Below are 14,077 nucleotides of genomic sequence, written 5' to 3' on the forward strand. Positions count from 1 at the left end.
CCATGGTTCGCTCGTTGTCCAACATCTTCTGGCTCGGCACCAAGGAGCTGCGCAGCCTGTTCGGCGACGTCGTGCTGATCGGGCTCGTGATCTACTCGTTCACGGTGGCGGTGATCAGCCAGGCGCAGAGCAGCTCCCAGGAGCTGCACCGCGCCTCGATCGCCGTCGTCGACGAGGACAATTCCGAGCTGTCGCGCCGCATCGCAGCTGCATTCCTGCCGCCTTATTTCCAGCGCCCCATCTACATCACCCAGCGCGAGGTCGAGCCGCTGATGAACAGCGGCCGCTTCACCTTCGTCCTCGACATTCCGCCGAATTTCCAGCGCGACGTTCTCGCCGGGCGCAAGCCGTCGGTGCAGGCCAATGTCGACGCCACGGCGATGATCCAGGCCGGGATCGGCTCTGGCTATGCGCTCCAGATCATCACGACCGAGGTGGCCTGGTTCGTCGCCCGCTCGGAGGTCTCGGTGCAGGCGCCGGTCAATCTGGTGACGCGGATCGCCTTCAATCCCAACGTCACCACCGCCTGGTTCGAGGGCGTGATGGGCATCATCAACAGCGTCACCATGCTGGCCATCATCCTGGCGGGCGCGGCGCTGGTGCGCGAGCGCGAGCATGGCACGATGGATCATCTCCTGGTGATGCCGCTGTCGCCCTTCGAGATCGCGATGTCGAAGATCTGGGCCAATGCGCTGGTCATCGCGGTCGCCGTTGCAGTGGCTCTCTACGTCGTCGTGCGTTGGTATCTGCAGGTGCCGATCAACGGGTCGATCCCGCTCTTTCTCTCCGGGACGGTGCTCTATCTGTTCTTCGCGACCGCCGTCGGTCTTTTTCTCGGCACCATCGCACGATCGATGCCGCAACTCGGCCTGCTCTACATCCTGGTGGCGGTGCCGATGAACCTGTTGTCCGGTGCGATGACGCCGGTCGAAAGCCAGCCGGTCTGGCTCGCCACGATCATGCAGGCGTCGCCGTCGACCCACTTCGTGTCCTTCGCGCAGTCGATCCTGTATCGCGGTGCCGGGCTCGATGTGGTCTGGCCGCAATTTCTGGCGGTGGCCGGCATCGGTGCGCTGGTCCTGGCGCTCACCTTGCGCCGCTTCCGGGCGGCCATCGCGGCGGCTGGCGCGTGACAGGAAAGCCACGACGGCGATTGCCTGCGCGACAGGGTTTCCAGCGCGTAAACACTCCGGCTCCGCGGCCCCTGCGGCACGATCGTCCAGCGCAATTTCCAGCGGATCTGGCGGCAACGCTTCTCCAACCATGCCGATCACCTGCCTGCGCCGATAACGATTTGGAAAATCGCGCTGGTGCACCGTCGGCACGTCCTGAGGGGGACGGAGAGGGGAGAGCCATCATGATGAATGGGGAAGCGGTTCTGGAAAACGTGCGGCGCTATCGCACCGTCGCCTCCTTGTATCGGCAGACCGCGGCGTTCCGGCCGCATCAGCGCGACTCGCTGCTGGCGCAGGCCGCAGAATGGGAAGCCCGCGCCGTCGCCGAGCTCGAGGCCTATTTCCTCGCGCGTCAGGCGCCGCTGCAAGCACCGGCGAACATGAACCATCACGCGCCGTCCTCCGCGCCATCGCGCTGGCACATGGCTGCGTAGCTCCCAGGCGAAAGCATTTCAGTCCCGCGGCGGGCTCCGCGCCCGAGTTGTGCTGACGATGGACCCTCCGCAAACGAGAGGGGCAGGGAAGACCAGGCACCAACCGGTGCCTGTGGCCCCCGTGCGTGAAGAAGTGCACGGGGCAGTAACCACAGGTTCAGCCGGCAATCCCGGCCCTCCCTGCGCGATCGGCTACGGCTTCTACGCGCTCTCCTCGGTGCACCGGGCTTTCTGGCCACCGTTGCGCATGACGCTGACGCGTCAGCGCGGACACCAGCATCGGGGTGCCAGGACCACACGACTTCACCGTCCGCAGCGAACCGTTCGTCGGCACTCCCGAAGGGACTGCTGCGATCCGGCGCGGCCATCGCTCCCCGCCTCGCGTGTCGTGACGACCGCGATACGCCCTCTGCCCGAGGCGGTCTGGATCCAGCAGACAATGGATTCTGAAAAAACGAAAGATAAATATTTCCGCGATGCCATCTGGACAAGGGGCATGGCATTGAGCCGGGACGCGAAATCAGTTTTTCGCCGCATGCGTTTCTCGTCGCCGAAGCAGCCGGGCAGCCGCGCGGCGGCGTATTGGACGGCCCGACGGGCGACTCACCTGCGCGGCAAGTCGCGCAGCCAGGTGTTCTGCGGCCTCGTCGGAGCGCGTGGGTCGCTGCGCTCACAAAGCTGGCGCGAGACTTGCTGAGACTGAGCCGGCCGGCGGTTCCGGCGACGCAGGGACTCGGATGAGATCGCTCGGGCGCGACCGCAGCATGTGTGCCTGGGACGATTTCACCCAGTCGGCGACGGACGCGCGGCGCTCGCTGGCGCTGGCGCGATCGGGGCAGATTCCGCCGTTCCTGATGCTTTCGGTGCCCGGAATGAGCGCGCGCGAGCATCGTCGCTGTTCCGAGCTGTGGGTGCGAGATCGCGTCGCGGCCAGCGCTCCGGAACGAACGCGGCTGAACTTCCGCTTCGACCTGGGCGTTCGCGACAAGCTTCGTGTCGGATACCTTTCAAACGACTTCCACGACCATGCGACCGCCCATCTCCTGATCGAGGCGCTCGAAGCCAATGACCGGACGCGCTGCGAGCTGCACGCCTTCTCGTTCGGCGGCAATGATCATGGCGCGATGCGCAGCCGGCTCAGCGGCGCGTTCGAGGTCTTTCACGACATCACGGCGTCCACCGACAGTGACGCCGCCTCGGCGGTGCATGCGGCGGCCATCGACATCCTGGTCGACCTCAAGGGCTTCACCAGGGGCGCGCGGACCGGGATCATGATGCTGCATCCGGCGCCGGTTCAGGTGAACTTCCTCGGCTATCCCGGCACGCTCGGCAGCGGCATCTGCGACTACATCATCACCGATCCGTTCCTGACGCCGCTGGCAGCGGCCGCCGATTACGCGGAAAGCTTTGCCTATATGCCGCATTCCTATCAGCCGCATGGCCGGGCAGCGCTGGGCCGGCTGCCGAGCCGCGCCGAGGCGGGTCTGCCGGAGACAGGCTTCGTGTTCTGCTGCTTCAACCAGGCCTACAAATTTACGCCTTCCGTGTTCGACCTGTGGTGCCACCTGCTCGCAGCGACCCCCGGCAGCGTGCTGTGGCTGCTGGCCTCCGACCAGGCGCAGGGCAATCTGCGCGGCGAGGCGCTGCGCCGTGGCGTGTCGCCGGATCGCCTGGTGTTCGCGCCGCAGACCAGCCAGAGCGAGCATCTGCGGCGGCTGCAGCTCGCCGATCTCGTGCTCGATACCGCGCCGTACGGGGCGCACACCACCGCGAGCGACGCGCTGTGGGCCGGGGTGCCGATCGTGACCTGCGCGGGTGATACGCTGGCTTCGCGGGTGGCCGGCAGCCTGCTGCACGCGGTCGGTCTTCCCGAACTCATTGCGTCCGACGAGGCCGATTACGTCGCGGTCGCGCTGACGCTCGCGGCCGAGCCGGACCTGCTGCTCGCGGCCAAGGCCCGGCTCGCGCGCAACCGCCTGACCGCCCCGTTGTTCGATGCGGCCGCCTACGCCCGATCGCTGCAGGACCTCTACGAGCAGATGTGGGACCGGCGGCGGCGCGGCGCCAGGCGGGAGCCGATCTGGGCCTCCGCGCCGCCACCGGCCTCACCGCCGGCCGGTCTGATCTGAGGTGTGCCGCATCACTCGAACGACGGGTCACTCGCGGCCATGCGCGCCGCGGCGAGCAGGCCGATCAGGGCCGTGAGGGCGGCGACGCTCATCGCGTTGATGGACACCAGCGAGGCGTAGCTGGCGTCGGCGACGCGCATCACCGGCTCGCCGAGCCGGGAGTCGATCAGCAGATAGGACACGAACGGGAGCGCCAGCAGCGGCAGCGACCGGACGCGTTCGTCGGGGCGGAACAGCAGCGCACCGAGAAGGGCGCAGGGCATGAGGAACAGCTCGACGCCGCTCTGCGCGCCGAACAGCTTGACGCAGAACACGGTGTTCGCGGTGCCGGCCAGCACCATCAGGGCGCGGCCGGCAAACGGGTTGCGCCGCGCCAGCACCGGCACGGCCGCGAAGAACGGCGTCGTGAACAATGTCAGCCAGGCCGGCCATGCCGCCGTGCCTGCGATGGCGTGCAGATACAGCGGATAGAATGGCTGGTTGGAGACGATGACCAGCGCCACCTTGGCGGCGATGTCGGACTGCGGATCGTCGGCTGATGCATAGGCCTGCACGGCGGCCAGCCAGCGTCCGAACAATTTACTCATTCACGCCCACCTCAGGTCTGCAGCTCGTCTTGGAGCCGCGCTTTGGAAACGGCTCCGGATGCGAGCCGGATCATCTGTTGCCGGAATGGCGATCATGAGTTCAGCGCGATGCGGATCATGCGCGCGAGATCGGCGCTCTGATAGGGCTTGGTGAGCAACAGCACGCCGGCATCGAGGCGGCCGTGATGGACGATCGCATTCTCCGTATAGCCTGAAGTGTAGAGCACCCTGAGATCCGGGCGTCGCCTCACCGCCTCGATCGCGAGTTGGCGGCCATTCATGCCACCGGGCATGATGATGTCGGTGAACAGCAGGTCGATGCGTGTGGCACTCTCGATGATGGCGAGCGCCTCGTCCGCCTTGCTGGCGGCCAGCGTGGTGTAGCCGAGCCGCTTGATCTGGGCGGTGACGTATTCGCGCACAAGCGAATCGTCCTCGACGATGAGAATCGTTTCGTCGCCGCGCTCCATCCCCGCGGTGCTCGTCTCGGACAGCAGCAGATCGGAATCGGCGGTGGCCTGCGGCAGATACAGCTTGACGGACGTGCCATGTTCCGGCTCGCTGTAGATCTTGATGTGGCCGTTGGATTGCTTGACGAAGCCGTAGACCATGCTCAGCCCGAGACCGACGCCCTTGCCGACGTCCTTGGTGGTGAAGAACGGCTCGAACACCTTGTCGAGCAGATTGGCCGGGATGCCCTCGCCGGTGTCGCTGACCGCGATCATCACATAATTGCCCGGGACCACTTCCGGGTTCATGCGCGCATAGGCGGCATCGAGCAGCACGTTCTTGGTCTCAAGGGTCAGCTTGCCGCCATTGGGCATCGCGTCGCGGGCGTTGAGCGCGAGGTTGAGGATCGCGGTCGACAGCTGGCTCGGATCGATCATGGCCGGCGCCGAATCGTGCGCCAGCATGGATTCGATCTCGATCTGCTCGCCCAACGTCCGCCGCAGCAAGCGCGCGGTATCGACCACCAGGCCGTTGATGTCGACGCTGCGCGGCTGCAGCGGCTGACGACGGGCGAAGGCGAGCAGGTGCTTGGTGAGATCCGCGCCGCGGGCGGCGGCCGAGTTGATCAGGCTGGTGATCTGCACCAGCTGCGGACGGTCCTTCACGGCCTCGGCCAGGATCTCGATGGTGCCAGTGATCACGGTCAGGATATTGTTGAAGTCGTGAGCCACGCCGCCGGTGAGCTGGCCGATCGCTTCCATCTTCTGCGCCTGCCGCACCTGGGCTTCGGTCGCCTCGATTTCCTGGAAGCGCTTGACCATGGCCTCGGCGGTGCGCCGCTGCCGCGTCTCCTCCTCGAGCTGCGCATAAGCGAGCCGCAGCTCGGCGCGCGACGGCATCGTCAGGACGCGCGGCAGCATCAGCAGCAGCGCGGCGGCGATGCCGACTGAGATGAAGGCGAGAAAGCCCTTGGTCGCGGCCTCCAGCACGTAGGCCGGGACCCAGATCGTCAGGACCTCGATCAGTCGCGTCATTCCGCAGATGCTGACGAACAGGGCAAAGGCCCAGAAAATGTAGCTGAACTGAAAGTCCCGGCGCCGGTAGACGATGTAGGCGAGCACAAACGCGATCGCGAAGAAGGCGAATGAAATGAGGAGATCTGAGACCGCATTCACCCAGATCAGTTCAGGCGTCCACAGCAAGCACTCGCCGTGCGGCGTGAGCGTCGTCATCTCGAGCCATCCCCATACGTACGATCGGCAGGTCGTGTCGTCCCCGCGACCCAGCCGGTTCCCTCAGCAGATCATCCAATTTCCGCTCAGCACACAAGCGTGCTCAGCGCCGTCGCCGCAGATCGGTAGAGCCGCACCGTGATCAAAGCCAGCGCGTTCGTCGAGCGACCGAACCGCGCCCATCAACCGCACATTGTCTGTGGCAGCTTGACGCAGTGTACCGAATGGTACATGATATGCCGAATAGTACAGATGGAGACAATGATGGCCGCTCTTGCCCCACCCTTCACCCTCCAGACTGCCACCCAGAAAGTGCGCCTGGCGGAAGACGGCTGGAACAGCCGCGACCCCGAACGCGTGTCGCTCGTCTACACGCCGGACAGCCGCTGGCGTAACCGCGCCGAGTTCGTCAACGGCCGCGCCGAGATTGTCGCGTTTCTCACCCGCAAATGGGCGAAGGAGCTGGATTATCGTTTGATCAAGGAAATCTGGGCCTTCACCGACAATCGGATCGCGGTGCGCTTTGCCTATGAGTGGCATGACGACAGCGGTCATTGGTATCGGTCCTATGGCAACGAGAACTGGGAGTTCGATGCGCAAGGGTTGATGCAGCGCCGCTTCGCCAGCATCAACGATCTGCCGATCAAGCAGAGCGAGCGCAAATTCCATTGGCCGCTCGGACGGCGGCCGGACGACCATCCCGGTCTGACTGAATTGGGATTGTAGGACGCGAGATCGCCGCGCCATGCGGACGCTCCATGAACGCGCTGACGTCATCCCGCTGATCGCCGAGGTGTTTCGCGAGTTCGGCTTCGAGGGGACGTCGCTCAGCCGCATCACCGAGAAGACGGCGCTGGGCAAGGGCAGCCTGTATCACTTCTTTCCCGGCGGGAAGGAGGAGATGGCGGGCGCCGTGCTCGCGCATGTCGACGCCTGGTTCGAGCGCGAGGTCTTCGCTCCGCTGCGCGATGATCCGCCCGATATGGCGATCGCGCGCATGTGGCGCGCCGTCGATGACTATTTCCGCTCGGGGCGACGGGTGTGCCTGGTCGGCGCCTTTGCGCTCGACGAAACGCGCGACCGCTTCGCCGCGGTGATTGCCGGTTATTTCACGCGCTGGATCGCGGCCCTGCGCGACGCGCTGGTGCGACGCGGCCGGGAGACGCGCGCGGCCCATGACAGCGCCGAGGAGGCCGTGCTCGGCATCCAGGGGGCGCTGGTGCTGGCACGCGCGATGCGAGACGACGCCGTGTTCGGCCGCGCGTTGGCGCGGCTGCGGGCGCGGCTCGGATGATCCGCGGCCGCCGGCGGGGCTATTGACGGACGCTGCCGCTTGACAGAGGGATTTTCGCGCGAATATTTTAGGTTTAAAATAATTGCCCGGAATGCCGCCTGCGGCGGTGCGGGTCCAATCCAGCAGCGAGGCAGACCATGAGTACTTCGGCCAAGGTGATTCCGCGCGACTGGCTGGACTGGCCGTTCTTCGAGCCGCGTCATCGCGCGCTGTGCGACTCGCTCGACCGCTTCGTCGCGTCCGGCCGCCTCGATGATGTCGATCACGGCGATGTCGATGCCGCCTGCCGCAAGATCGTGCGGGCGCTGGGCGCGGCCGGACTGCTCGACAGCGCGGTCGTGGCGCCCGACGCGGACGCTGCCGCCATCGACTCACGCGCGATCTGCCTGTCGCGCGAAACGCTTGCCTATGCCGACGGCCTCGCGGACTTTGCCTTTGCCATGCAGGGGCTGGGCTCCGGCGCGATTGCGCTCGGCGGCTCGCCCGCGTTGCGCGCGCACGTGCTGCCCAAGGTGCGCGCCGGCGAATGGCTGGCGGCCTTTGCGCTGTCCGAGAAGGACGCCGGCTCCGACGTCGCCGCGACGGCCTGCGCGGCACGGCTCGACGGCGATGACTACGTCATCGACGGTGATAAGACCTGGATCTCGAATGGCGGCATTGCCGACGTCTACACGCTGTTCGCCCGCACCGGCGAGGCGCCGGGCGCGCGTGGCATTTCCGCCTTCGTCGTCTACCCCGATGATCCCGGCTTCTCGGTCGCCGAGCGCATCGAGGTGATCGCGCCGCATCCGCTGGCCACCTTGCGGTTGCGGAATTGCCGCATCCCTGCGAGCCGCCGGCTCGGCGCTCCGGGTGGCGGCTTCAAGCTGGCGATGCAGACGCTCGACATCTTCCGCGCCTCGGTCGCCGCAGCCGCGCTCGGCTTCGGTCGCCGCGCGCTCGACGAGGCGCAGGCGCATGCGCAGACCCGGCGCATGTTCGGTGGCACGCTGTCCGACCTGCAGATGACCCAGGCCGCGTTCGGCGAGATGGCCACCGACACCGATGCTGCCGCGCTGCTGACCTATCGCGCCGCATGGCGTCGCGACGTGCAGAAGCTGCCGACCACGCGCGAGGCGGCCATGGCCAAGCTCGCGGCCACCGAAACCGCTCAACGCGTGATCGACCGCGCCGTGCAGATGTTCGGCGGACGTGGCGTGCGCAAGGGCGAGGTCGTCGAGAGCCTGTATCGCGAGATTCGCGCGCTGCGCATCTATGAAGGCGCGACCGAGGTCCAGAAGCTCATCGTCGCCCGCGAATTCCAGAAAGCGCGGGCGGGGCTCGTCCGCAAGTGATGTGTCGAGCTCCGGCCGTCGGTCAGCCAACGGAATAGTCCGCCGGCGCGCGCATCCGATGAGATGTCGACCGGCCTGTATTCGATCTCTCGCGGCGAACTGACAGCCATCAGCGATGCGTCGCACCGGTGAGGCGGCGTGCGACAGCGCTGCCGAATGCACGCGAGTGAGCATAGTTCGCTGTTGGATCACCCGTGGTATTCCGGGGAAGAGCGATTCTCGACCGGAATCGTGAATCATTTTAGCGAATCCCTAAGTCCCGCTTTGCACGATCCCGCCGCAATGTTCGCGCTGTGAGGTGATCGTGTCCGAGTACCTGAAATCCAAAGAGGCCGTAAAACTACCGGCCGACTGTAGCATTTCAGCGATCCGCGAAGTCTACGAGATGATCCGAGCCGCCCTCGCGCAGCGAGGCGAACTCGAGATCGACGGCTCCTGCGTGGACCGGGCCGATGTGACATCCATCCAGTTGCTTATTTCGACCGCCAAGACCGGACGTGAGCGGGGGCAGGCCGTGGCGCTGATGGCGCCGTCGCAGGTTCTGCGCAGCGTCATTCGGCGCGCCGGCTTCCCCGGTGACGCCGAAGTCGGCCATCACTTCACGACGAAGGATGTCGGATGATGACATGCGGCACACTCATCGTCATCGCGCCTGGCGCCAGACGCGCAGGCGCGGCTCATTCGATCGCCACTCCCTGCGTGCTGGACCACGTTCAGTCAGCTCCAGCCTGTCGGTGCGCGCATGAGCAAGCCTGATTGGACGCAGGCCTTTCGCCTGGAAGCAACCGAGCTTCTCGAGACGCTGGAAGGTGCCCTGCTGGACCTTTGCGAGCGTCCCGACGATCGTGACCTCGTCGATTCCGCCTTTCGCGCCCTTCATACGATCAAAGGATCGGGCGCGATGTTCGGCTTCGACAGGGTCGCGGCCTTCACGCACGAATTCGAGACCGCTTTCGACAAGGTCCGCAAAGGCGAGATCTCGCCCACGCGCGAGCTGATTACGGTGGCCTTGTCGGCCAAGGACTATATTCGCTCGCTGATCGAATCGCCCGACGGCACCGATGCCATCATCGGCGACGCCATCCTCGACGATCTGCGCAAATTCGTTGCGCCGGCCCCGCCTCAGGAGACGAGCGCGGTGCAGCCGCTCAGCGCGCCGCCCACTACGCCCGCTGCGGCGGATGAGAGCGACGCCGCCACGGTCGGCTGGCGTCTTCATCTGGAGTTCGAGTCGCATATCCTGAGGAACGGCTCCAATCCGCTCAACTTTCTCGACGATCTCAGTAAGCTCGGTCCCTGCTTCGCCGTTGCTCTGACCGACGAGATCCCGTTGCTCGATGCGCTCGATCCGGAGGAGTGCTATCTCAAATGGGACGTGACCTTGCATTCGGCCTGCAGCCGAGAGGTCATCGACGACATCTTCATGTTCGTCATCGACGAGATGGTGCTGTCTGTGACGCCGCTGGCACAGTCCGAGCTGCCGGCCGCCGACCAGCATCCGACGGCGGCGCCGGACGTGAACGTCTCCACCGCTCCAGCCGCTCCCGCCGCCATCGCTCCATCGCGGTCGCCGGCCTCGAATTCGCCTCCCTCGATTTCGTCTCCCTCGGAGCCGCGTCGCGACGAGCAGAAGCGCGGTGACGACCGCGCCACCGCGACCGTGCGTGTGCAGGCGCGGCGCCTGGACGAGATGATGGACCGCGTCGGTGAGCTCGTCATCGCCCAAGCGCGGCTCAGCCAGCTGGCCGCGACGAGCTCGGATCCATCCGTCAAGCTAATCGCCGAAGAGATCGAGCGCCTCGCCGGCAGCCTGCGGGACACGACCATGGGCGCCCGCATGGTGCCGATCGGCTCGGTCTTCGGGCGTTTCCGCCGACTGGTCCACGATCTTTCGCTGGAGCTGTCGAAGCCGGTCGACCTCGTCACCTCGGGCGAGGACACCGAGCTCGACAAGACCATGATCGAATGCCTGGCCGATCCTTTGGTGCATCTGATCCGCAACGCCATCGACCACGGCATCGAAGCGACGGCGGCACGCGCTGCCGCCGGCAAGACGGAAAAAGGGCGCATCGAGCTGCACGCCGTCCATTCCGGCGCGCAGGTTCTGGTCACCGTCCGCGACAATGGCGCGGGTCTCAACACGGCGCGCATCCGCGCCAAGGCCGAGGAGCAGGGGCTGATCGCACCCGGCGCTGAGCTGCCCGATGCCGACATCCACCAGTTCATGTTCCATCCGGGCTTCTCGACGGCGCAGACCATCTCCGCGCTCTCGGGGCGCGGCGTCGGCATGGATGTGGTCAAGCGCACGATCGAGACCATGCGTGGGTCGATCGATCTCTCGACCAAGCCGGGCGTCGGCACGACCGTCACGCTGCGGCTGCCGTTGACGCTCGCCATCATTGAAGGACTGCTGATCCGCGTCGGCGAGGCCCGCTACATCATCCCGCTGTCGGCCGTGGAAGAGTGCGTCGAGCTGACCGCCGAGGACCAGCGCGCGCGCGGCCGCCACTTCCTCAACATCCGCGGCGATCTCGTGCCCTATCTGATGCTGCGCGACATTCTGCAATCGACGGTCTCGCCCGACACCTACCAGAAGACGATCATCGTCTCGACCGGCGAGACCCGCGTCGGGCTGGTTGCCGACCAGATCATCGGGAACCATCAGACCGTGATCAAGTCGCTGTCGAAGCTGCATTCCGATGTCACGATCTTCTCAGGCGCTACGATCCTTGGCGACGGCACCGCCGCGCTGATCCTCGACGTCGCCCAGCTCGTCGGGCTCGCCCAGGCCCATGCCGACAAGCACCATCTGAACGAGGCCGCGTGATGACGGGACAAGCTGAACACGCCTCAGCCGATCACGCGCGGCTCCTGCAGGTCGTGATGATCGGTCTCGGCGACGAGAAATTCGCCCTCGACGCCGCGATCGTTCGCGAGATCATCGATCCCGTTCCGGTCACGAAGGTCGCCGGGGCCAAGCCGTTCGTGCCGAGCATCATCAATGTCCGCGGCAACATCGTCCCGCTGGCTGATCTCCGGCTTCGCTTCGGCATGCCTCTGACCGACGCCTCGGCGGATACCAGGATCGTGGTGATCGAGATCCCGATCGACGATGAGCCCGTCCTGGTTGGACTGATCGCCGACAAGGTCTACGAAGTCACCGAGATCTCCCACGCCGACACGCAGCAGACGCCGCGCGTTGGTGTGAACTGGAAGCCCGAATTCATTCGATTCATCACCAAGTGGCGGGACGAGTTCGTCATCGTTCCCAACATGGAACGCATCCTCCACTAGAGCCCAAATCGAGGCAATGATGAGATTTACGATCAAGGCAAAGCTTGCCAGCGCCTTCGGTGCGATCATCGTCCTGTCGGGGGTCACCGGCGGGCTGGCCTATATGAAGCTGACGCAATTTGCGGAGACGACGTCCAGCCTCGTGCACCGTGCGGAGCGCATCGACAAGATCGGCCAGTTGCAGAACTACGTGCTCGATCAGACGCGGCAGGAGCGGGACGTCGTCGCGGCAGTCACCGAGGCCGAGGTCACGAAAATCACCGAGGAGATCAAGCGCAATCGTGCCGAGGTCAAACGGCTTCGCGACGAGGTTCATGCAACCGCGACCGAGACAGGACGGAAGCTGCTCGACAAGTTCTCGGCAGCCTATGACAAGATGGACGCGACCGAAGACGAGGTCATCAAGTTTTCGATCATGAACTCGAACAATCGCGGCTTCCAGATGTGGACCGCGGAAGGCCTCCCGGTTGTGAAGGACTTCACCGCGGCGCTGGACGGTCTGGCCGCCGAGGCAGGCCGCGCCGCGCCGTCGGTGGAGCGCAGCAACGCCCTTTTGGCCCTGGAAACCATCCGGACCCAGAGCGAGGCCGCCCAGAAGAATCTGTCGCTGTCGTACTACGTGACGAGCCTGGACGACCTCAACGCGACGATCAAGGCGCTGTTTACCGACATCGACGCGTTGCGGGCCGCCACGCAGCGCGGCAGCGCCGCGCTGAGCGCCGCGGGCCTGTCGCCATCCGCCGTCACGACACAGACCGATCGCCTGGCCAAGGTGCTGTCCCAGGTCGGCAACATCGTGAAGGAGGGCGGCAATATTCGCGGTGGAATGCTGGCGTCGACCGATGGCAAGGCGAACGCGGATGCCGCGATCGCGACCTCGGGCGACTACATCGCTTATCTGCGCAAATCCATGTCGGAACAGGCCGCCGAGGCTGACCAGGAGGCCTCGCGCGCCAAGATGCTGATGATGGGGACCGTCATCGTGTCGCTGCTGGTCGCTGTGGGTTCGGCGCTCTGGATCGCGCTCGGCATCAGCCGCGCGCTCGGCCGCGCAGTCGGGCTGGCCAGCGCGGTCGCCGGTGGCGATCTGACCCAGACCGCCAAAGTGTCGAGCAACGACGAAGTCGGTGATCTCGTCAACTCGCTGAATCAGATGGTCGAGAAGCTGCGCCAGATCGTCAGCGATGCGCTGACGGCCGCGGACAACGTCTCAGCCGGCAGCCAGCAGCTGTCGGCCAGCGCGGAACAGCTGTCGCAGGGCGCGAGCGAGCAGGCCTCGTCGGCTGAAGAGGCATCCTCCTCGATGGAAGAGATGGCCGCGAATGTGAAGCAGAACGCCGAGAACGCCAGCCAGACCGAGAAGATCGCGGCGCAATCGGCCAATGATGCCGAGGCCAGCGGCGCCGCTGTCGGCCGCGCGGTCGAGGCGATGCAGACCATCGCCGGCAAGATCACCATCGTGCAGGAGATCGCGCGGCAGACCGACCTGCTGGCGCTCAATGCGGCGGTCGAGGCCGCTCGTGCCGGAGAGCACGGCCGGGGCTTTGCAGTGGTCGCATCAGAGGTTCGTAAGCTTGCCGAGCGCAGCCAGGCCGCGGCGACCGAAATTGGCCAGCTCTCCAGCGAGACCGTCAAGGTGGCGCAGGACGCGGGAGCGATGCTGGCGAAGCTCGTGCCCGACATCAAGAAGACTGCGGAGCTGGTGCTCGAGATCACCGTAGCCTGCCGCGAGCAGGATCTCGGCTCCGCCCAGATCAATCAGGCCATTCAGCAGCTCGATCAGGTCGGGCAGCAGAACGCCGGCGCCTCGGAGCAGGTTTCCGCGACATCAGAGGAACTCGCGTCGCAGGCCGAGCAGCTGCAGTCCGCCATCGCGTTCTTCCGCATCGACTCCGCGACATCACCGCCGAGGGCGTCCCGGCCGCAGGAGGAGCCGATCGACCGCGCGGTCGTTCAACTGCGCAGCAAGGCATCGGCCATGGCCACGGCCGAGCGTGGCGCGCACACGCCGGCGCCGAAACCCAGGCCGGTTCGCGCTGCGCGCGTTGCCGGAGGCGGCTCGGGCTTCGCATTCAACCTCAACAGCGGCACTGATGATCGCGATGACGACTTCAAGCGCTTCTGAGTCATCCGGTGTTGCCGCACGAA

Annotated in this window: 13 protein-coding genes; 11 read left to right on the forward strand and 2 right to left on the reverse strand. The window is 65.8% G+C overall.

Annotation, left to right across the window (positions count from 1 at the left end):
• Positions 1–2: 2 nt before the first annotated feature.
• From ACVIJ6_RS11665 to ACVIJ6_RS11680, 4 genes are all read left to right on the forward strand, one after another.
• The gene (locus ACVIJ6_RS11665; RefSeq protein ID WP_456772836.1) at positions 3–1,133 is read left to right on the forward strand and encodes an ABC transporter permease; all 1,131 of its coding nucleotides are present in this window, start codon (positions 3–5) and stop codon (positions 1,131–1,133) included.
• Positions 1,134–1,357: 224 nt separating this feature from the next.
• Complete coding sequence (locus tag ACVIJ6_RS11670; protein WP_456772837.1) at positions 1,358–1,609, forward strand: hypothetical protein; 252 nt, start codon at positions 1,358–1,360, stop codon at positions 1,607–1,609.
• A 439-nt stretch (positions 1,610–2,048) separates the two neighbouring features.
• A complete protein-coding gene (locus ACVIJ6_RS11675) occupies positions 2,049–2,306 on the forward strand; it encodes a hypothetical protein (RefSeq protein WP_456772838.1) in 258 nt (85 codons plus the stop codon).
• Between the two features lie 40 nt (positions 2,307–2,346).
• Complete coding sequence (locus tag ACVIJ6_RS11680) at positions 2,347–3,738, forward strand: O-linked N-acetylglucosamine transferase, SPINDLY family protein (RefSeq protein WP_456772839.1); 1,392 nt, start codon at positions 2,347–2,349, stop codon at positions 3,736–3,738.
• Positions 3,739–3,749: 11 nt separating this feature from the next.
• On the opposite strand, the gene ACVIJ6_RS11685 is transcribed toward ACVIJ6_RS11680, so the two are convergent.
• Positions 3,750–4,325 (reverse strand): hypothetical protein, encoded by a 576-nt coding sequence (locus ACVIJ6_RS11685; RefSeq protein WP_456772840.1) that lies wholly within the window; start codon positions 4,323–4,325, stop codon positions 3,750–3,752.
• A 92-nt stretch (positions 4,326–4,417) separates the two neighbouring features.
• Positions 4,418–6,007, reverse strand: coding sequence for an ATP-binding protein (locus tag ACVIJ6_RS11690; protein ID WP_456772841.1), 1,590 nt, complete (start codon positions 6,005–6,007; stop codon positions 4,418–4,420).
• Positions 6,008–6,271: 264 nt separating this feature from the next.
• Between ACVIJ6_RS11690 and ACVIJ6_RS11695 the strand changes: the two genes are divergently transcribed.
• From ACVIJ6_RS11695 to ACVIJ6_RS11725, 7 genes are all read left to right on the forward strand, one after another.
• Positions 6,272–6,733, forward strand: coding sequence for a nuclear transport factor 2 family protein (locus ACVIJ6_RS11695; protein WP_456776965.1), 462 nt, complete (start codon positions 6,272–6,274; stop codon positions 6,731–6,733).
• Positions 6,734–6,752: 19 nt separating this feature from the next.
• Entirely contained in the window at positions 6,753–7,301 is a 549-nt protein-coding gene (locus tag ACVIJ6_RS11700) for a TetR/AcrR family transcriptional regulator (protein WP_456772842.1), read from the forward strand.
• Between the two features lie 137 nt (positions 7,302–7,438).
• Positions 7,439–8,635, forward strand: coding sequence for an acyl-CoA dehydrogenase family protein (locus ACVIJ6_RS11705; RefSeq protein WP_456772843.1), 1,197 nt, complete (start codon positions 7,439–7,441; stop codon positions 8,633–8,635).
• Between the two features lie 301 nt (positions 8,636–8,936).
• On the forward strand, positions 8,937–9,257 hold the full coding sequence (locus ACVIJ6_RS11710) for an STAS domain-containing protein (protein WP_456776966.1): 321 nt from the start codon (positions 8,937–8,939) through the stop codon (positions 9,255–9,257).
• 120 nt (positions 9,258–9,377) lie between these two features.
• Positions 9,378–11,462 (forward strand): chemotaxis protein CheA, encoded by a 2,085-nt coding sequence (locus tag ACVIJ6_RS11715; protein ID WP_456772844.1) that lies wholly within the window; start codon positions 9,378–9,380, stop codon positions 11,460–11,462.
• Entirely contained in the window at positions 11,462–11,929 is a 468-nt protein-coding gene (locus tag ACVIJ6_RS11720; protein WP_456772845.1) for a chemotaxis protein CheW, read from the forward strand. The genes ACVIJ6_RS11715 and ACVIJ6_RS11720 overlap by 1 nt, the downstream gene beginning before the upstream one ends.
• 19 nt (positions 11,930–11,948) lie before the next feature.
• Positions 11,949–14,054 carry a HAMP domain-containing methyl-accepting chemotaxis protein gene (locus tag ACVIJ6_RS11725; RefSeq protein ID WP_456772846.1) on the forward strand — a complete coding sequence of 702 codons (2,106 nt, stop codon included), beginning with the start codon at positions 11,949–11,951 and terminating at the stop codon, positions 14,052–14,054.
• The last annotated feature ends 23 nt before the right edge of the window (positions 14,055–14,077 follow it).

The organism is Bradyrhizobium sp. USDA 4369 (assembly GCF_054056435.1).

Coding starts and splice junctions, on each gene's coding strand:
- ACVIJ6_RS11665 (WP_456772836.1), top strand. CDS start 3: ATGGTTCGCTCGTTGTCCAACATCTTCTGGCTCGGCACCAAGGAGCTG.
- ACVIJ6_RS11670 (WP_456772837.1), top strand. CDS start 1,358: ATGATGAATGGGGAAGCGGTTCTGGAAAACGTGCGGCGCTATCGCACC.
- ACVIJ6_RS11675 (WP_456772838.1), top strand. CDS start 2,049: ATGGATTCTGAAAAAACGAAAGATAAATATTTCCGCGATGCCATCTGG.
- ACVIJ6_RS11680 (WP_456772839.1), top strand. CDS start 2,347: ATGAGATCGCTCGGGCGCGACCGCAGCATGTGTGCCTGGGACGATTTC.
- ACVIJ6_RS11685 (WP_456772840.1), bottom strand. CDS start 4,325: ATGAGTAAATTGTTCGGACGCTGGCTGGCCGCCGTGCAGGCCTATGCA.
- ACVIJ6_RS11690 (WP_456772841.1), bottom strand. CDS start 6,007: ATGACGACGCTCACGCCGCACGGCGAGTGCTTGCTGTGGACGCCTGAA.
- ACVIJ6_RS11695 (WP_456776965.1), top strand. CDS start 6,272: ATGGCCGCTCTTGCCCCACCCTTCACCCTCCAGACTGCCACCCAGAAA.
- ACVIJ6_RS11700 (WP_456772842.1), top strand. CDS start 6,753: ATGCGGACGCTCCATGAACGCGCTGACGTCATCCCGCTGATCGCCGAG.
- ACVIJ6_RS11705 (WP_456772843.1), top strand. CDS start 7,439: ATGAGTACTTCGGCCAAGGTGATTCCGCGCGACTGGCTGGACTGGCCG.
- ACVIJ6_RS11715 (WP_456772844.1), top strand. CDS start 9,378: ATGAGCAAGCCTGATTGGACGCAGGCCTTTCGCCTGGAAGCAACCGAG.
- ACVIJ6_RS11720 (WP_456772845.1), top strand. CDS start 11,462: ATGACGGGACAAGCTGAACACGCCTCAGCCGATCACGCGCGGCTCCTG.
- ACVIJ6_RS11725 (WP_456772846.1), top strand. CDS start 11,949: ATGAGATTTACGATCAAGGCAAAGCTTGCCAGCGCCTTCGGTGCGATC.